We start from the raw sequence: 18,395 nt of genomic DNA, 5'->3' as shown, positions 1-18,395 counted from the left end.
TTTGGCTTGAATAGGTGCTTATTCGCGGAACAGCGCTTCGATATTGAGCCCTTGCGTTTGCAGGATTTCACGCAAACGACGCAGACCTTCAACCTGAATCTGGCGAACACGTTCACGCGTCAGGCCAATTTCGCGGCCAACATCTTCCAGTGTCGCAGCTTCATAACCCAGCAGACCGAAACGACGCGCCAGCACTTCACGCTGTTTGGCGTTCAGTTCGAACAGCCATTTGACGATGCTTTGCTTCATATCATCGTCCTGCGTGGTGTCTTCCGGGCCGTTGTCTTTTTCATCGGCCAGGATATCCAGCAGCGCTTTTTCAGAATCACCACCCAGCGGGGTGTCAACTGAGGTAATGCGCTCATTGAGACGCAGCATACGGCTGACATCATCAACGGGTTTATCCAGCTGTTCGGCAATCTCTTCCGCACTCGGCTCGTGGTCCAGCTTATGGGACAACTCGCGCGCTGTACGCAGATAGACGTTCAGCTCTTTAACAATGTGAATCGGCAGACGAATGGTACGGGTTTGATTCATAATCGCCCGTTCAATGGTCTGACGGATCCACCAGGTTGCATATGTTGAGAAACGGAACCCACGTTCAGGGTCGAATTTTTCAACAGCGCGGATCAAGCCCAGATTACCCTCTTCAATCAGATCCAGCAGCGCCAGACCACGATTGCTGTAACGACGGGCAATTTTAACCACCAGACGCAGGTTACTTTCGATCATGCGACGGCGGGAGGCAACATCTCCACGTAATGCACGGCGTGCAAAATAGACTTCTTCTTCGGCCGTTAATAATGGGGAATATCCAATTTCGCCCAGATACAGCTGAGTCGCGTCTAAAACACGCTGGGTGGCACCCTGCGATAACAACTCCTCTTCGGCCAGGTCGATATCACTGGGTTCCTCTTCTACTAAGGCTTTTTCGTCAAAAACCTCTGCTCCGTTCTCATCAAATTCCGCATCTTCATTTAGATCATGAACTTTCAGCGTATTCTGACTCATAAGGTGGCTCCTACCCGTGATCCCTGGGCAAAGCGCCAAACCACACTTTATTTCGCCCGTTGCAGCGGCATCTGCGCGCGCTGCAACGGCTCAACAAAGGCGTGTTTCAAACACTTTGCACCGATTTATCGCTGCGGCAAATAACGCAGCGGGTTAACGGATTTCCCCTTGTAACGAATTTCAAAATGCAAGCGTGTAGAACTGGTTCCGGTGCTACCCATGGTAGCTATTTTCTGCCCCGCCTTAACTTCTTGTTGTTCCCGGACCAGCATCGTATCGTTATGGGCGTAGGCACTCAGGTAATCATCGTTATGTTTAATAATGATGAGGTTCCCGTAACCGCGTAGCGCATTACCGGCATATACAACGCGCCCATCTGCGGTCGCGACGATAGCCTGTCCTTTGCTACCCGAGATATCGACCCCCTTGTTGCCACCTTCGGTAGCAGAGAAGTTATCGATAACTTTGCCCTCAGTCGGCCAGCGCCAGGAAGAGATTGGCGAACTGGTGGAAGTACTGCTGGCAGTCGGTTCGGTTGTGCTAACAGAGGGTGCAGTAACAGGCGCTGTAACTACTGTTGCAGGCTTGTTATTAGGCAACATTTTATTAGCACTTTGTTCACCTGAATCCTCAGAATACGTAATTGTCGGTTTTGAAGCAACCACTACGGTTGAATTTTGTGCAGGTTTTGAGACGATTCCTTGCGCAGTTGCATCAGCCTGAGTTATTGCATTTCCGCCAGTAATTGGTGTACCAGATGCATTGCCAACCTGCAGCGTTTGCCCGACTTCCAGTCCATACGGGGCTGCAACGTGGTTTCGCTGCGCCAAATCGCGGAAATCGTTCCCGGTGATCCAGGCGATATAAAACAGCGTATCCCCGCGTTTAACGGTATAAGTGCTGCCGCCCGTATAGCTACCTTTCGGAATGTTCCCATACTGGCGGTTATAGACGATACGACCATTCACGGTCTGCACAGGCTGCTGAGCCACAGGCTGGATCTGTGTGGGCTGTACAGTCGGACGCTGCACCGGTTGAATTTGTGGTTGCTGCTGTGCAGAAGTGCCCAGTTTTGGCGGCGGAGTAATCAGCATCCCGCCGGAACTGGAACCGGAACTTGCGCTGCTAGTGCCGCCTACGGAACTCACAGGCGCTGGCGCGTTAGTGGAATTTGAACACCCCGCCAGCCAAATTGAAACCAGCGACACTGCCGCAACACGACGTACGGTGAATTTAGGGCTTCCCGTGCTCATTTTTCCCCCAACAATATGTATGTTACCAATGACTTAAAAAATAACCGCTAACGTCGGCGGCAAATTTGCCCACCATACGCTGTTATTGCCTGAAAAACCCAGGAAAACTCTGTTTCTCAGGCCAGTTCGCCTCTTACCAGCGGAACAAAGCGCACGGCTTCAACGGTATCGATAATAAATTCGCTGCCACGCCGACGAACACGCTTCAACTGCTGTTGTTCATCGCCCACGGGCAAAACGAGAATGCCGCCCTCATCCAACTGCGCCATGAGCGCAGCTGGAATTTCCGGCGGTGCGGCGGTGACGATAATCGCATCAAACGGCGCGCGCGCCTGCCAGCCTTGCCAGCCATCACCGTGCCGCGTAGAGACATTGTGCAAATCCAGCTGTTTCAGCCGTCGACGCGCCTGCCACTGCAATCCTTTAATTCGCTCAACGGAGCAGACATGGTGCACCAGTTGCGCCAGGATGGCCGTTTGATACCCGGAGCCTGTACCGATCTCCAGCACGCGGGAGGCTGGGGTCAATTCCAGCAGCTCGGTCATTCGCGCTACCATATAAGGCTGGGAAATAGTTTGCCCCTGGCCAATCGGCAGCGCGACGTTTTCCCACGCTTTATGTTCAAACGCTTCATCGATAAATTTCTCGCGCGGCACCAATGACAGCGCCTCAAGCACCTGTTCATTTTTGATGCCTTGCGCGCGTAATTGAGCGAGAAGATCCTGTACGCGTTTGCTTACCATTGCCTGTTCACCCCGGCACGCTCCAACCAACCCGACACCACATCATGCGCGCTGTAAGCCGTTAAATCCACATGCAGCGGCGTGACGGAGACGTAACCTTCATCAATGGCGGCAAAATCGGTGTCCGGCCCGGCATCGCATTTCTCACCAGGCGGCCCAATCCAGTACAGCGTATTGCCACGGGGATCTTCCTGCGGGATCACCTGATCGGCCGGATGGCGGCTGCCACAGCGGGTAACACGGATGCCTTTGATCTCCTCAAGCGGGAGATCCGGCACATTGATATTGAGAATCCGTCCGGTACGCAGCGGCTCGCGGCTCAGCGCCCGCAGGATTGAGCAGGTGACCGCTGCCGCGGTTTGATAGTGGGTATGACCGTTGAGCGACACCGCTAGCGCGGGGAAGCCCAGATGGCGGCCTTCCATTGCGGCGGCGACAGTCCCGGAATAGATAACATCATCGCCAAGATTTGGCCCGGCGTTAATACCCGAGACAACGACGTCTGGTCGCGGACGCATGAGCGCATTAACGCCAAGATAGACACAGTCCGTCGGGGTGCCCATCTGTACGGCAATGTCGCCGTTATCAAACGTAAAAGTTCGGAGCGAGGATTCAAGCGTCAACGAATTCGATGCGCCGCTGCGGTTACGATCGGGAGCGACGACCTGAACATCGGCAAACTCCCTGAGAGCCTTAGCCAGCGTCTGGATACCCGGCGCATGGACCCCGTCATCGTTACTCAGCAATATTCGCATAATCACCCGATGTGTTAATGAGTTCCCTGATAACACTGGTTGCAAAGCTTCCCGCCGGCAACCAGAAACGTAATTCGACAGTGGCATCATCCCACCAGTCCCAGCAAAGCGACTGCGGATAGAGCAGCATTGCACGGCGTGCGGCCTCGACCTTCTCGCGCTGCAGCAGCGCCTGTAATTCCGGCGCATCGGCAATGGCTGATTGTTCAAAGGCCAGCGCTTCACGCTGAGTTCCCCATTCACCGCTGCCCGGCAGCGCTGCGGTCACCAGCAACGCTTTATCGTCAACGCGCGATTGCAGTTCCACCCGCTCTTCCGGGGTGGCAACGAACCAACTGCCGCGCCCCGCTAATTGTAGCGCATCGCCATCAACAACTTGATTAAAGTCCGTTTTCTTCAGTCGCTCGCTTACGATCTGGTTAAACAATGCACTGCGTGCCGCCGACAACCAGAAACTGCGCTTATTACGATCGCGCACAGGCGCATCGCTCTGCGCCCAACGCAGCGCGCCCTGCAGGTTACTGCCACCGATGCCAAAACGCTGCGCGCCAAAATAGTTAGGCACGCCCTGCTCCATGATGGTCTGCAAACGCGTTTCAACATCTGCACGATCGCTGATTTCACGTAACACCAGCGTAAAAGCATTCCCCTGCAAGGCACCCAGACGCAGTTTGCGTTTATGACGGGCATACTCCAGCACCGTGCAACCCTCAAGCTGAAACGCGCTGAGATCCGGCATTGCATTACCTGGCACGCGCGCACACAGCCACTGCTCCGTGACAGCATGCTTATCTTTCTGCCCGGCGAAACTCACTTCGCGTGCATGAATTTTAAGGAATTTTGCCAGCGCGTCAGCGACGAAGCGCGTGTTACACCCTTTTTTCAGAATTCGGACAAGAATGTGCTCGCCCTCGCCATCCGGTTTGAAGCCAAGATCTTCCACCACCACAAAATCTTCCGGGCTGGCCTTCAATACACCCTTGCTAACCGGTTTCCCGTGCAAAAAAGTCAAATCATCAAAATCGATCATTTGGCCGCCTTTACCAGCAGCGCGACCGCTTCACAGGCAATACCTTCGCCACGCCCGGTAAAACCAAGCTTCTCGGTGGTGGTGGCTTTTACGTTGACATCATCCATGTGGCAGCCGAGATCTTCGGCAATAAAAACTCGCATTTGCGGAATATGCGGCAACATTTTGGGAGCCTGCGCAATGATGGTGACGTCAACGTTACCCAGGGTATAACCTTTGGCCTGAATACGGCGCCAGGCTTCGCGCAGCAGCCCACGGCTGTCTGCGCCTTTGTAGGACGCGTCAGTATCCGGAAAGAGCTTTCCTATATCCCCCAGCGCCGCAGCACCCAGCAGGGCATCGGTCAGCGCGTGCAGCGCCACATCGCCATCGGAGTGCGCCAGCAGCCCTTTTTCATAGGGAATGCGTACGCCACCGATAATAATCGGGCCTTCTCCGCCAAAGGCGTGTACGTCAAAACCGTGTCCTATGCGCATTTATGCTTTCTCCTGGAGGTCTGAATGGGTCAGATAGAATTCTGCGAGTCGTAAATCTTCAGGTCGTGTCACTTTGATATTGTCTGCTCGCCCGGCGACCAGCTCCGGATGGAAACCGCAATGTTCCAGCGCCGATGCTTCATCTGTAATGACCGCCCCGTCGTTCATCGCCCGAACAAGGCAGTCATGCAGCAGCGCCAGCGGGAAAAATTGCGGCGTCAGCGCATGCCATAAATCATTGCGCTCAACGGTATGGGCAATCGCGGTTTTCCCCGGTTCAGCGCGTTTCATGGTATCGCGTACCGGGGCTGCAAGAATGCCGCCAATGCGGCTGGTGGCGCTCAATTGCAGCAGACGTTCGAGATCATCCTGATGCAGGCACGGGCGCGCAGCATCGTGCACCAGCACCCACTCTGCGCCCGCGGCGGCTTTCAGCCCCGCCAGCACGGAATCGGCACGCTCGGCACCGCCATCCACCACCGTGATCTGCGGATGTTGAGCAAGGGAAAGACTGGCGAAGCGTTCGTCGCCAGGACTCACAGCGATGATCACCCGGCCAACGCGCGGGTGCGCGAGCAGCGCGGAAACCGCGTGCTCAAGGATCGTTTTATCGCCGATGGAGAGATACTGCTTAGGACATTCCGTTTGCATGCGGCGGCCGAATCCGGCGGCCGGCACCACAGCACAGACGTCCGGAATCATTGCTGACATGTCGTAAATCCGGGACTGGTTAAGGTCTGTTTTGTGTATTTTGTGTGTTTTGCGCTGACCCCGGCGTGCGTTTCGATGCATCCGGCACCAGACGATAAAAGGTTTCGCCCGGTTTCGTCATGGTTAATTCATTACGTGCACGTTCCTCGATAGCTTCCTGACCGCCATTGAGGTCGTCAATTTCGGCGAAAAGCTGATCGTTGCGCGCTTTTAATTTGGCGTTCGTCGCCTGCTGTGCTGCCACATCTTCGCTGACGCGGCCGTAATCGTGCAGACCATTCTTGCCAAACCACAGCGAGTACTGTAGCCAGACCAGCAAAGCCAGCAATAGCAGCGTTAGTTTACCCATCCTGCCCCCTGAAAAACGGCATCATCATCCCATAACTTTTTGTCAGGCTCCACTCCGGGGCCGGGTGATACCGCGCAAGCGCCGACTTTAGCATATTTGTACGCCGATCCGTAGTCTACATACCGGACACATTGCCTTAACCTGCGTTACCGTTTGAAGCAGGCCTCTGCTTAGCCAAGCAGCCACATAAACAGCACGCCGAACATCGCGATCACGGTGAGCAGTGTCGCCACGCTACTGAACAGCAGTTTACCACTCAGCAACGAGTGCAGCGCAATGCCGACCACCACCGAAACGGGCATCAACGCCAGAAAGAAAGGCCAGGTGTAGAGAAAGAAGAACAGGGTATTGGGGCCATAGATCATGAACGGGATCGCCAGCGCAAGCAGCCATGCGATGAATCCCACTACGGCGCCGGGTAGCGACCATGTGGTTTCGTCGTGTGTCGGAGTCGTTAGCGACTCTGACCGGGAGAGGGTGATGTTCTGACTGTTGCGCATATCTGATCCTGTTACCTGAACGACCGGCAAAAGGGGATACGCGCAATCATCAGGAAGCGCGTGAGTAAACGCCGGGGTGACCTGAAGATGGCGGGTATCGCCAGTACCGTCTCAGGATCTGATAATATCGCCCTGTCGGAGGAGATCGAATAATTGGCTCACCAAATTTGTTACCAATTGTTCTCCGTCGAGGTGAACTTCCGGTGAATCCGGCGCTTCGTAAACCGAGTCGATACCGGTGAAATTACGCAGTTCACCCGCACGCGCTTTCTTATACAGTCCCTTCGGATCGCGCGCTTCGCAAATCGCTAACGGCGTATCGACAAACACTTCGATAAAACGCCCTTCTCCCAGGCGTTCGCGCACCATCTGGCGCTCTGCCCGGTGCGGAGAAATAAAAGCGGTTAACACCACCAGCCCCGAGTCGACCATCAGACGGGCGACTTCGCCCACCCGGCGGATGTTCTCCTTACGATCGGCATCGCTAAAGCCCAGATCGCTGCATAAGCCGTGGCGCACATTATCGCCATCCAGCAAATAGGTGCTGACCCCTGCGCGATGCAGCGCCTCTTCCAACGCCCCGGCGACAGTGGATTTGCCCGAGCCGGATAGCCCGGTAAACCACAGCACAACCCCACGATGACCGTGGAGTTGCTCGCGCTGCTCAGCCGTGACCGGATGAGCATGCCAGACGACGTTTTTGTCATGCTGCGCCATTACTTACCTCCCAGCAGATCGCGCGCGCCCCAGTGCGGGAAGTGCTTACGAATCAGCTGATTCAGCTCCAGTTCGAAGGCGCTGAACTCCCCGGCGCTGGCCTGTTGCTGCTGGTACACTTCACGTACCATCCCTGCACCCACGGTCACATTACTCAGTCGATCAATAAAGATAATGCCGCCTGTCACCGGGTTCTGCTGGTAGGCATCCAGCGTTAGCGGTTCATCAAAGGTCAAATCCACCAGCCCAATGCCGTTCAACGGCAGGCTTTCCACCTGGCGCTGAGTCAGGTTATTGATATCCACCTGATAGTGAATGTTATCCACGCGGGCACGGGTTTTCTTGCCCGCGACTTTTACGTCGTAGCTTTGCCCCGCTTGCAACGGTTGCTCCGCCATCCAGACGACGTCGAGCGCTGCGCTCTGCACCGCGGGTAGCGTCTCCTGCGCATCCAGGATCAGGTCGCCACGGCTGATATCAATTTCATCTTTCAGCACCAACGTGATCGCCTCGCCTGCACCGGCTTCTTGCAGATCGCCATCAAAGGTGACAATGCGTGCAATGGCCGACTCGACGCCAGACGGCAGCACCTTGATGCGCTGGCCGACCCTCACCACGCCGGAGGCCAGCGTGCCGGAGAAGCCACGAAAGTCCAGGTTCGGGCGGTTCACATACTGTACCGGGAAGCGCATCGGCTGCGTGTCAACAACACGTTGAATCTCAACGGTTTCCAGCACTTCAAGCAGTGTCGGGCCGCTGTACCACGGCATTTGCGCGCTCTGGCTGGCCACGTTGTCGCCTTCCAGCGCCGACAGCGGCACAAAGCGAATATCCAGATTACCCGGCAGTTGTTCAGCAAAGGTCAGATAGTCCTGACGGATGCTTTCGAAGGTTTCTTCGCTAAACGCCACCAGATCCATTTTGTTTACCGCAACGACCAGATGTTTAATCCCCAGCAGCGTGGAGATAAAACTGTGGCGACGGGTCTGATCTAGCACGCCTTTACGCGCATCCATCAACAGGATCGCCAGATCGCACGTCGACGCACCGGTCGCCATATTGCGGGTGTACTGCTCATGCCCTGGGGTATCAGCAATGATAAATTTTCGCTTCTCCGTGGAGAAGTAACGGTAAGCGACATCAATGGTGATGCCCTGCTCGCGCTCCGCCTGTAACCCGTCGACCAGCAGCGCCAGGTCCAGTTTTTCGCCCTGGGTGCCGTGACGCTTACTGTCGTTATGCAGCGTGGAGAGTTGATCCTCGTAGATCTGGCGAGTGTCATGCAACAGACGGCCGATTAACGTACTTTTGCCGTCATCGACGCTGCCGCAGGTCAGAAAGCGCAGCAGACTTTTGTGCTGCTGGGCATGCAGGTAAGCTTCGACGCCGCCTTCATTAGCAATTTGTTGTGCAATTGTGGTGTTCATGGCGGCTCCTTAGAAATATCCCTGACGTTTTTTCAGCTCCATCGAGCCGGCCTGGTCGCGATCAATCACGCGGCCCTGACGTTCACTGGTGGTGGAAACCAGCATCTCTTCAATGATCTCCGGTAGGGTCTGCGCTTCCGACTCCACCGCCCCGGTCAGCGGCCAGCAACCGAGCGTACGGAAACGCACCATCCGCTGCGCGATCACTTCACCCGGCTGCAGATCGATTCGATCGTCATCAATCATCATCAGCATACCGTCACGCTCCAGTACCGGGCGCTCAGCCGCCAGATACAGCGGAACAATCTCGATATTTTCCAGGTAGATATACTGCCAGATATCCAGTTCAGTCCAGTTCGACAACGGGAACACGCGAATGCTTTCGCCTTTATTAATTTGCCCGTTGTAGTTATGCCACAATTCCGGACGCTGGTTTTTCGGGTCCCAGCGGTGGAAACGGTCACGGAAAGAGTAAATACGCTCTTTCGCACGGGATTTCTCTTCGTCCCGGCGCGCGCCGCCGAAAGCCGCATCAAAACCGTACTTATTCAGCGCCTGCTTCAGTCCTTCTGTTTTCATGATGTCGGTATGTTTTGCACTGCCATGCACGAACGGGTTGATCCCCATCGCCACCCCTTCCGGGTTTTTATGCACCAGTAGCTCACACCCGTAGGCTTTCGCGGTACGGTCACGGAATTCATACATCTCACGGAATTTCCAGCCAGTGTCCACGTGCAGCAGCGGGAACGGCAGCGTGCCGGGGTAAAAGGCTTTACGCGCCAGGTGCAGCATCACGCTGGAATCTTTGCCGATGGAATACATCATCACCGGGTTGGAAAATTCGGCGGCCACTTCGCGGATGATATGGATGCTTTCCGCTTCCAGTTGTCGCAGATGAGTGAGTCGTTTTTGGTCCATAACCATTCCTTAAGCCAGATTAATCACAGAAGCGTCGAACGCTTCCGTTCCTGTCGTATGCCGGAACCAGGCGAGTTCGTGATGCAGCCGAACCACTTCGCCTATCACTAACAAAGCGGGCATGGGGGCCGCTTTCGCCAGTTCCTCAAGTTGTTCCAGTGTGCCGGTCGACACATGTTGATCCGTGCGCGTACCACGTGCGATCACCGCGACCGGGGTTGTTTTGTCGCGCCCGTGGGCGATCAGTTGGGCGCTGATTTCCGCCGCTTTCATCGTGCCCATATAAATAGCCAGCGTCTGGCGGCTTTGCGCCAGCAGTGACCAGTCGAATGGCGCGCTGTCGGCCTTGTAATGCCCGGTGACAAAAGTCACGCTTTGGGCAAAATCCCGGTGCGTCAGCGGAATACCGGCATACGCGGTAGCGCCCGATGCCGCCGTCACGCCAGGCACCACCTGAAAAGGGATGCCAGCCTGCGCCGCGGCCTGTAACTCTTCACCGCCACGGCCGAAAATAAACGGATCGCCACCTTTGAGGCGCACCACCGTTTTCCCTTCGCGGGCAGCGTCTACCAACATTCGATTGGTATCGTGTTGCGCTACCGCATGCCCGCCGGCACGTTTGCCAACGCAAATTTTTTCGGCGTCACGGCGGGTAAGCTCCAGCACTTGCGCGCTGACCAGATGATCGTAAAAAACCACATCCGCCTGCTGGATCACTTGCAAACCGCGAAGCGTTAGCAGCCCGGCATCGCCAGGCCCGGCACCGACAAGGATAATCTCCCCGCCTGCAGAACCAGGCTGCGTCAGTTCTGCTTCCAGCGCTTTTTCTGCCGCCGGTTCATCTCCGGCAGCCATCAGACTGGCAAAACGCCCGCGAAAGGCGCTCTCCCAAAAACGCCGACGCTCATCTGTCGAGCGACGAAAAGCTTTAATGCGCGTGCGCCAGCGCCCGGCCACCTCAGCCATGCGCCCCAGATTGCCCGGCAGTAACGCCTCGATTTTTTCGCGTAGCAGGCGTGCCAGCACCGGCGCGTTGCCGCCGGACGAAATGGCCACCAACAGGGGCGATCGATCAACAATCGACGGGAAAATAAAGGAACACAACGGCTGGTCATCCACCACGTTCACCAGACGGTGGCGCGCATTGGCGGCATCAAAAACACGGCGGTTAAGCGCGCTGTCGTCGGTCGCAGCTATCACCAGAAAGACACTGTCCAGTTGGGATTCATCAAACTCGCTCGCCAGCCACTGAACCGCCTGCTGTTCGGCAAGCGTCAAAAGCTCTGGCTCCAGATGCCGCGCCACGATCAGGACGCGTGCCCCGGCACGACGCAAAAAAGTGATTTTGCGCGCGGCGATCTCGCCGCCACCAATCACCAAAACCGGGCGGTCTTTTACAGCAGCAAATAACGGCAGGTAATCCACAACGCGACAACTCACTCACAGCCAGTAATAGAGGGACTATAGGGGGCGGCTTAGAACGAATGAAATTACGAATTGGAATGAGTAGTTCCGCAAAGGAATAACGCTCAGGCAAAGCAAATACCAAAAAGTGCTTAACGCCAGCATTTTCGCAAGGTTAAGAAAAATGAAATTGTGTAAAGCGGGTCACAGTTTCATACTAAGCGCGTCAAAAATAATACTGCATAAAGGATTCTCTATGTTTTCCGCATTGCGCCACCGTACCGCTGCTCTGGCGCTCGGCGTATGCTTTATCCTCCCGGCGCATGCCCGCCCTTCCCAGCCCGGTGAGTTTGCCAACCAACAGGCGCGTCATATTGCCACTCTGTTTCCTGGCCGCATGACCGGAACCCCCGCAGAAATGCTCTCGGCTGACTATCTTCAGCAGCAGTTCACGCAAATGGGGTACGAGAGTAATATTCGTAAATTCAAAACGCGTTACAGCTACACGGCAAAAGATAATCAGCAGAGCTGGCAAAACGTGACCGGCAGTACCGTCATCGCCGCGCACAGTGGCAAGTCGCCGCTGCAAATCATCATTATGGCGCATCTCGATACGTATGCGCCGCGCAGCGATGCCGATGTCGACAACAACCTGGGCGGTTTAACGCTGCAGGGCATTGACGATAATGCGGCCAGTCTGGGGGTGATGCTGGAACTGGCGCAGGCGCTTAAACCCGTGCAGACGCAATACAGCATCCGTTTTATCGCCACCAGCGGCGAAGAGGAAGGCAGGCTCGGTGCCACAAACTTGCTGGATCGCATGAGCGATGTAGAGAAGAAACACACCCTGTTGGTGATCAACCTGAATAATTTAATCGTCGGCGATAAGCTTTATTTCAACAGCGGTAAGAATACGCCCGCTTCCGTGCGCAAACTGACGCGGGATCGGGCTTTAGCCCTGGCCCGCTCGCTGGGCATTGCGGCCACCAGTAATCCAGGGTTGAATGCCCGTTACCCCAAAGGCACCAGTTGCTGCAACGACGCCGAGATTTTTGATAAGGCAGGCATTCCTGTGCTGTCGGTGGAAGCCGCAAACTGGTCTTTAGGTAATAAAGATGGCGAGCAACAACGGGCAAAATCGAAAGCCTTCCCGGACGGTATCAGCCGCCACAATGCCCGGTTGGATAACCAGCAATATATTGACCACGCCCTGCCAGGCCGCATTGAACGCCGCAGCCGCGATGTGATGCGCATTATGCTGCCGTTAGTTAAAGAGCTGGCAAAAGCGGGCAAATGAGCATGAAAAAAAACGCCTGCTTTCGCAGGCGCTTTTTTTAAGAGGGCTCACGCAATAAACGCGCACGGTGATCAGCGTTCGTCCCGGCGACCGCCCACCGCAGCCCACATCCGGCGCACATGCACCGTGACTTCTTCACGATCGTGGTACAACTGGCGGGCCTGGATCTGTGCTGCAATACCGTGCTCATCCAGTTGCGCCTGGATATACGCCAGATTGTTAGACACCTCTTCGTAGCGCTTTTTCATGGGCAATTTAAGGTTGAAAATGGTTTCACGGCACCAGCCCTGCGTCAGCCACTGCGCCATCAACGCGGCAACCTTCGCCGGTTTTTCCACCATATCGCACACCATCCAGGAGATGTTGTTGCGGTTAGGGCGATAGCGGAAGCCATCTTCCCGCAGCCACGTCACCTGCCCGGTGTCCATCAGACTTTGCGCCATCGGGCCGTTATCTACCGAGTAGACCCACATGTTGCGTTTCACCAGCTGATAGGTCCAGCCGCCGGGGCACGCGCCCAAATCTACCGCATACATACCGTTAGCCAGGCGTTCGTCCCACTCATCCGCCGGAATAAAGACGTGGAAAGCCTCTTCCAGCTTCAGTGTTGAGCGGCTCGGCGCATCGGACGGAAATTTAAGCCGGGGAATGCCCATATAGAACGGTGAGTTGTTAAAGGAGTAGGAGTAGCCGGTATAACAACAGCCAGGCGCAATGAAGAAGATATGCACCACCGGGCGTTTCGGCGAATCGCTCCGCGCCAGCACGCCAGCCTCACGCAGCGCCGCACGCAGCGGCACGGTGAACTTACGGCAGAACTTCATCAGCTCTTTGCTTTCGTTGGTATCAGCGACTTCAACACGCAGATCGCCGCCTTTATCCACTACGCCCTGCAGCATGCCGACGATCGGCGTAATGCGATCTTCCGGCGGCAGGTCTTTTAGCAATTCGCCGACCACGAACATCTGGCGGGCAAAGATCAGGGAGCTAAACGGCAGCTCGCGCGCCAGTTTGTCGGCATCGTCGGGCTGGTAGCATTCGAAAACCACATACCCCGCGTTCTCTTTCACACGCGCAAAACCAAACACCTCACGGCGGCCGGCTTTATCGGTAATCTCTGCGGCACACTCTTTCTCAAAACCTGGGCGGCACAGCAACACCACTTTATTCATGAACAACGCCCTTACGTTTCAAACGGATTGCGCCAATAAACATTAATGTCCAGCCGATTAAAAAACACACACCACCGACTGGTGTAACAAACGCCCACAGGCGTAAACCCGACAGCGCCAGACAGTAGAGACTGCCGCTAAACAGCACCGTACCCAACGCCAGAAAAACACTGCTCCAGTAGAACCAGATACTGATGCGGCGTTGCATCGCCACTGCCAGCCCAAAAATAGCCAGCGTATGGAATGCCTGGTATTCGAGGCCGGTCTGGATCCAGCTCATCTGGATCACGCCCAATGATTTTTGTAAAACATGCGCGCCAAACGCACCCAGCGCGACAAACACAAAACCGCTTACCGCGGCGAAAATCAGCATAAAACGGCTGGTCATGTGGTTACCCTAAAAGTCATACACGCAACAGCGTGCGAATTATTGTTCGTAGCGAAAACGGAATTTTTCCTGTTCGTTTGCCGCTTTTGCCAGTATCCACTGACGGAAGGCGGCTATTTTACCCAGTTCTGCCTGACTGTCATGACAAACCAGATAAAACGCATTTTTACTGACCAAAACATCATTAAAAGGACAGACCAGCCGACCCGCCTCAATTTCGGATTGCGCCATCACGTTATTGGCCAGCGCAATGCCCTGCCCGTGGATAGCCGCCTGCAGCACCATTGAGCTATGGCTAAATATCGGCCCTTGCTGGACGTTGAGATTAAGACCTAACTGGCGCGTATAAGTTTGCCAGTCCCGGCGGGATGCGTCGTGTAATAATGTGTGCTGCGCCAGATCTTCGGGTTTCTTCAAGGGCTTATCGCCCGTAAGCAGCAACGGCGAACAGACAGGAAGCAGATATTCTGCGTACAATTTTTCAACGCGCAGGCCTGGCCAGTTACCACGGCCATAAAAAATCGCCACGTCGACATCATCCGCCAGTTTATCCTCTTCACGATCCACCGCCTGGATACGCACATCGATTCCCGGATAAGCTGAGTTAAAGCTTGAGAGTCTGGGCACCAGCCATTGAATGGCAAAACTGGGTAATAAACTGACCGTCAACGCCCCTTTCGCGCTACGCGCCTGGAGCTTGCGGGTCGCTTCATTCAGCTGAGAAAAAATCTCTTTGATATCCTGAAAATAGCTTTGACCTTCTTCGGTAAGCAGCAACGATCGGTTGCGCCGCCGGAAGAGTTTCAGGCCGAGGAAATCCTCGAGAGACTTGATTTGATGGCTTACTGCGGCCTGCGTCACAAAAAGCTCATCAGCAGCGCGAGTAAAACTTAAATGGCGGGCAGCGGCATCAAAAACACGTAATGCATTCAGTGGTGGTAATCGCTTGGACATGGTTATCAGGCTTAGATGTAAACTCAATTTAACAAACAGGAAACAATGGTTAACCTATTAGTTTTTTTTATCTGAGCCATTATAAATTGTCCGTTGAGCTTCTACCAGCAAATACCTATAGTGGCGGCACTTCCTGAGCCGGAACGAGAAGCTTTTTTTGGAATGCGTGTTCTGAAGGGCTTTTGGCTTACGGTTGTGATGTTGTGTTGTTGTGTTTGCAATTGGTCTGCTATTCAGACCCCGGTAGCAACGCTACCCCTTTTTCACTTCCTGTACATTTACCCTGTCTGTCCATAGTGATTAATGTAGCACCGCAAAATTGCGGTGCTTTTTTTTACCCTGCACTGGCTTAGTTTTTCTCCAGCGCAACCATCTCTTTCACGTCAGTACGGTTAATCTGCTGCTCATTCCCATTGGCATCTTTATAAGAAATCAATCCTGTTTGATCGTCCGTTTTCGGTTTCCCCTCAGAGACGATAGTCCGCCCGTCATTGGTATGCAGGGCATAGTTCGGACCAGAACAGGCGCTCAGTGCAAAAGTAAACATACAGGCAGATATAATTGCGGCAGCCTTTTTCATCTTCTTCTCCTTTTGGCAATTAATGCTGTGAAAACCTCTTCCGGGAAGAGGCCAAAACATTTAACTAACATTATCCAGCATAACCTGCTTCGCCGACTCTGCCAGGACAAACAGACAATTCTGATGGTGCGCAACATCCTTGCTCCGGGGGAAAAATTGCGCGACGATCGCATCATTGGCATGAGGAATCCCATGAACGCATTTAATCCATCGCTTTTTCGCGCCCAGTTTCCGGCACTTGCTGATGCTGGCGTCTATCTCGACAGCGCCGCCACTGCCTTAAAACCGCAGGCGGTGATCGATGCCACCCAACAGTTCTACAGCCTGAGTGCCGGAAACGTACACCGCAGCCAGTTTGCCGAGGCACAACAACTGACTGCGCGCTATGAGGCCGCCCGGGATCAAGTCGCAGCGCTGATTAACGCCCCCTCCGGTAAAAATATTGTCTGGACACGCGGCACCACGGAATCCATCAATATGGTGGCGCAGAGTTATGGCCGGCCACGGCTGCAACCCAACGATGAAATCATCGTCAGCGAAGCCGAGCATCACGCTAACCTGGTGCCCTGGCTGATGGTGGCTCAGCAGACTGGCGCACGGGTCGTCAAACTACCGCTGGGCGCCGATCACCTGCCAGACATCGCGCAACTTGCGCAGCTCATTACCCCGCGTAGCCGCATCCTGGCGCTGGGCCAAATGTCGAACGTCACTGGCGGCTGCCCGGATCTCCAGCGTGCCATTACCCTTGCGCATGCGGCGGGTATGGTCGTGATGGTGGATGGCGCACAAGGCGTGGTGCATTTTCCGGCGGATGTTCAGCGGCTGGATATCGATTTTTATGCTTTTTCGGGCCATAAGTTGTATGGCCCAAATGGGATCGGCGTGCTGTATGGAAAAACCGCTCTGCTGGAGGCAATGTCGCCGTGGCTTGGCGGCGGCAAGATGATCACCGAAGTCTCTTTCGACGGTTTTACTACGCAACCTGCGCCCTACAAACTGGAAGCGGGCACACCAAATGTGGCTGGTGTGATTGGCCTGAGCGCCGCCCTTGAATGGCTGAACACCCAGGATAACGCCCAGGCAGAAAGCTATAGCCGGGGCCTGGCAACGCTTGCGGAAGAGAAACTGGCGCAGCGTCCGGGGTTTCGCTCGTTCCGCTGCCAGGACTCCAGCCTGCTGGCGTTTGATTTTGCCGGCGTCCATCACAGCGATATGGTGACACTGCTGGCCGGCTACGGTATCGCTCTGCGTGCCGGGCAGCACTGCGCGCAACCGCTGTTGGCAGCCCTTGGCGTAAAAGGCACATTGCGGGCTTCTTTCGCCCCGTATAATACGCAACATGATGTAGATGCGTTGGTGAACGCTGTTGACCGCGCGCTGGAAATACTGGTGGATGAATGACAAACCCAGCTTTTGCCGGACACCCGTTCGGCTCCGTGATCACCGAAGAAACACTGCGCCAGACCTTTGGTGCGCTCACCCAGTGGGAAGATAAATACCGCCAGCTGATCATGCTGGGCAAACAGCTGCCTGCAGCCAGTGACGAACTCAAAGCCCAGGCGCGGGAAATTCCCGGTTGTGAAAATCGTGTCTGGCTGGGCGCGACGCCTGCGGCCGATGGCCGCCTGCATTTCTTTGGCGACAGTGAAGGCCGGATTGTGCGCGGATTAATGGCGGTGTTATTAACCTCAATAGAAGGGAAGCAGCCCGCCGATCTGCTGAAAGGCGATCCGCTGGCATTGTTTGATGAGCTTGGTCTGCGCGCGCAGCTTAGCGCGTCGCGTAGTCAGGGGCTGGCGGCGCTGGCCGCCGCCGTACAGGATGCCGCCCGTCAGGCGCTGGCCTGACGCGAGGCTTTCGCCATCAATTTTTTTAACGCATGGGACACCGCGACAAAGCCAAAGGTCGCGGTGACCATAGTTGCCGCACCAAAGCCCGAGGCGCAGTCCATCCGTTTTGGCCCTTCCGCCGTGCTTTTCATCGCACAGACGGAACCATCCGCCTGCGGATAAACCAGCGCCTCGCTGGAAAACACGCAGTCCACGCCCAGTTTACCTTTGCTGTTCTTCACCACACCGAAATCACTTTTCAGCCGCTCGCGCAATTTTGCCGCCAGCGGATCCTGAATCGTCTTCGCCAGATCGCTCACCTGGATCTGGGTAGGATCAATCTGCCCGCCCGCGCCACCGGTGGTGACCAGCGGGATCTTGTTGCGACGACACCAGGCGATCAGCGCCGCTTTCGGGCGAACGCTATCAATGGCATCGATCACATAGCTGTAACCACGGCTCATCAGTTCGGCCACGTTGTCGACCGTAACGAAATCATCAATGACCGTGACCACACATTCCGGATTGATCTGCCGTATGCGGTCTGCCATCACCTCCGCTTTTGCCAGGCCGACGTTGTCGCGCAGGGCATGGATCTGACGGTTGGTATTGGTCACGCAGACATCATCCATATCAATCAGCGTGATGGCGCCGATACCCGTTCTTGCCAGCGCTTCCGCCGCCCAGGAACCAACGCCGCCAATGCCCACCACGCAAATATGCGCCTCGGCAAACCATTGCAGGGCATTTTCACCGTATAAACGCGCCGTACCGCCAAAGCGCTGGCGCCAGGCGTCGCTGATGACTACAGACATAAAACCTCAGACATGAAAACAAGGAAACTCCCCTCGCCCGGATTCGGGCAAGGGAAGAAGTTTACC

General features: G+C 55.3%; 21 protein-coding genes. 3 read left to right on the top strand and 18 right to left on the bottom strand.

The genetic code is table 11. The annotated features are described in order from the left end of the window. Positions 1 to 18: 18 nt before the first annotated feature. From rpoS to cysG, 13 genes are all read right to left on the bottom strand, one after another. Positions 19 to 1,011 (bottom strand): RNA polymerase sigma factor RpoS, encoded by a 993-nt coding sequence (gene rpoS, locus ACUY4S_RS04935; protein ID WP_312691287.1) that lies wholly within the window; start codon positions 1,009 to 1,011, stop codon positions 19 to 21. A gap of 125 nt (positions 1,012 to 1,136) precedes the next feature. Next, positions 1,137 to 2,264, bottom strand: a complete 1,128-nt coding sequence (gene nlpD / locus ACUY4S_RS04930) for a murein hydrolase activator NlpD (protein ID WP_409429826.1) — start codon at positions 2,262 to 2,264, stop codon at positions 1,137 to 1,139. Positions 2,265 to 2,380: 116 nt separating this feature from the next. Then, complete coding sequence (locus tag ACUY4S_RS04925) at positions 2,381 to 3,007, bottom strand: protein-L-isoaspartate(D-aspartate) O-methyltransferase (protein ID WP_312691286.1); 627 nt, start codon at positions 3,005 to 3,007, stop codon at positions 2,381 to 2,383. Next, positions 3,001 to 3,762, bottom strand: a complete 762-nt coding sequence (gene surE / locus ACUY4S_RS04920) for a 5'/3'-nucleotidase SurE (protein ID WP_312691285.1) — start codon at positions 3,760 to 3,762, stop codon at positions 3,001 to 3,003. Before surE ends, ACUY4S_RS04925 begins: the two co-directional genes overlap by 7 nt. Next, positions 3,743 to 4,792, bottom strand: a complete 1,050-nt coding sequence (truD, locus tag ACUY4S_RS04915; RefSeq protein ID WP_458022137.1) for a tRNA pseudouridine(13) synthase TruD — start codon at positions 4,790 to 4,792, stop codon at positions 3,743 to 3,745. Before truD ends, surE begins: the two co-directional genes overlap by 20 nt. Next, positions 4,789 to 5,268: a 2-C-methyl-D-erythritol 2,4-cyclodiphosphate synthase gene (gene ispF, locus ACUY4S_RS04910; RefSeq protein ID WP_458022138.1), complete on the bottom strand. Its 480-nt coding sequence runs from the start codon at positions 5,266 to 5,268 to the stop codon at positions 4,789 to 4,791. The genes truD and ispF overlap by 4 nt, the downstream gene beginning before the upstream one ends. Further along, entirely contained in the window at positions 5,269 to 5,979 is a 711-nt protein-coding gene (ispD, locus tag ACUY4S_RS04905) for a 2-C-methyl-D-erythritol 4-phosphate cytidylyltransferase (protein ID WP_458022139.1), read from the bottom strand. Positions 5,980 to 5,998: 19 nt separating this feature from the next. Next, positions 5,999 to 6,328: a cell division protein FtsB gene (ftsB, locus tag ACUY4S_RS04900; protein WP_312691281.1), complete on the bottom strand. Its 330-nt coding sequence runs from the start codon at positions 6,326 to 6,328 to the stop codon at positions 5,999 to 6,001. 170 nt (positions 6,329 to 6,498) lie between these two features. After that, on the bottom strand, positions 6,499 to 6,828 hold the full coding sequence (locus ACUY4S_RS04895; protein ID WP_312691280.1) for a DUF3561 family protein: 330 nt from the start codon (positions 6,826 to 6,828) through the stop codon (positions 6,499 to 6,501). 111 nt (positions 6,829 to 6,939) lie between these two features. Continuing rightward, entirely contained in the window at positions 6,940 to 7,545 is a 606-nt protein-coding gene (gene cysC / locus ACUY4S_RS04890) for an adenylyl-sulfate kinase (protein ID WP_458022140.1), read from the bottom strand. Then, positions 7,545 to 8,972 carry a sulfate adenylyltransferase subunit CysN gene (gene cysN / locus ACUY4S_RS04885; protein ID WP_312691278.1) on the bottom strand — a complete coding sequence of 476 codons (1,428 nt, stop codon included), beginning with the start codon at positions 8,970 to 8,972 and terminating at the stop codon, positions 7,545 to 7,547. Before cysN ends, cysC begins: the two co-directional genes overlap by 1 nt. A gap of 9 nt (positions 8,973 to 8,981) precedes the next feature. Continuing rightward, positions 8,982 to 9,890 (bottom strand): sulfate adenylyltransferase subunit CysD, encoded by a 909-nt coding sequence (gene cysD, locus ACUY4S_RS04880; RefSeq protein WP_312691277.1) that lies wholly within the window; start codon positions 9,888 to 9,890, stop codon positions 8,982 to 8,984. 9 nt (positions 9,891 to 9,899) lie between these two features. Beyond that, a complete protein-coding gene (gene cysG / locus ACUY4S_RS04875) occupies positions 9,900 to 11,315 on the bottom strand; it encodes a siroheme synthase CysG (protein WP_458022174.1) in 1,416 nt (471 codons plus the stop codon). Between the two features lie 235 nt (positions 11,316 to 11,550). Between cysG and ACUY4S_RS04870 the strand changes: the two genes are divergently transcribed. Beyond that, a complete protein-coding gene (locus ACUY4S_RS04870) occupies positions 11,551 to 12,591 on the top strand; it encodes an aminopeptidase (protein WP_458022141.1) in 1,041 nt (346 codons plus the stop codon). A gap of 71 nt (positions 12,592 to 12,662) precedes the next feature. On the opposite strand, the gene rlmM is transcribed toward ACUY4S_RS04870, so the two are convergent. The 4 genes from rlmM to ACUY4S_RS04850 all read right to left on the bottom strand — a co-directional run bounded on the left by rlmM (position 12,663) and on the right by ACUY4S_RS04850 (position 15,685). Continuing rightward, positions 12,663 to 13,763, bottom strand: coding sequence for a 23S rRNA (cytidine(2498)-2'-O)-methyltransferase RlmM (gene rlmM, locus ACUY4S_RS04865; RefSeq protein ID WP_312691275.1), 1,101 nt, complete (start codon positions 13,761 to 13,763; stop codon positions 12,663 to 12,665). Beyond that, entirely contained in the window at positions 13,756 to 14,151 is a 396-nt protein-coding gene (locus ACUY4S_RS04860) for a DUF423 domain-containing protein (protein ID WP_312691274.1), read from the bottom strand. The genes rlmM and ACUY4S_RS04860 overlap by 8 nt, the downstream gene beginning before the upstream one ends. A 39-nt stretch (positions 14,152 to 14,190) precedes the next feature. After that, the gene (gcvA, locus tag ACUY4S_RS04855) at positions 14,191 to 15,105 is read right to left on the bottom strand and encodes a glycine cleavage system transcriptional regulator GcvA (protein ID WP_312691273.1); all 915 of its coding nucleotides are present in this window, start codon (positions 15,103 to 15,105) and stop codon (positions 14,191 to 14,193) included. 349 nt (positions 15,106 to 15,454) lie between these two features. Beyond that, the gene (locus ACUY4S_RS04850) at positions 15,455 to 15,685 is read right to left on the bottom strand and encodes a YgdI/YgdR family lipoprotein (RefSeq protein WP_312691272.1); all 231 of its coding nucleotides are present in this window, start codon (positions 15,683 to 15,685) and stop codon (positions 15,455 to 15,457) included. Between the two features lie 192 nt (positions 15,686 to 15,877). On the opposite strand from ACUY4S_RS04850, the gene csdA reads away from it, so the two are divergent. Both csdA and csdE read left to right on the top strand, forming a co-directional pair. Next, positions 15,878 to 17,086, top strand: a complete 1,209-nt coding sequence (gene csdA, locus ACUY4S_RS04845; protein WP_458022142.1) for a cysteine desulfurase CsdA — start codon at positions 15,878 to 15,880, stop codon at positions 17,084 to 17,086. Then, positions 17,083 to 17,532, top strand: a complete 450-nt coding sequence (gene csdE / locus ACUY4S_RS04840) for a cysteine desulfurase sulfur acceptor subunit CsdE (RefSeq protein ID WP_458022143.1) — start codon at positions 17,083 to 17,085, stop codon at positions 17,530 to 17,532. Before csdA ends, csdE begins: the two co-directional genes overlap by 4 nt. Here csdE and tcdA read toward each other — a convergent pair. Further along, on the bottom strand, positions 17,517 to 18,329 hold the full coding sequence (tcdA, locus tag ACUY4S_RS04835; protein ID WP_312691269.1) for a tRNA cyclic N6-threonylcarbamoyladenosine(37) synthase TcdA: 813 nt from the start codon (positions 18,327 to 18,329) through the stop codon (positions 17,517 to 17,519). The two genes, csdE and tcdA, sit on opposite strands and share 16 nt — an antisense overlap. Positions 18,330 to 18,395 lie beyond the last annotated feature (66 nt).

This window comes from Kosakonia beeri (assembly GCF_054165705.1).
Note: the sequence above shows the minus strand (reverse complement) of the source record. Positions and strands in the feature narration are given on the sequence as shown.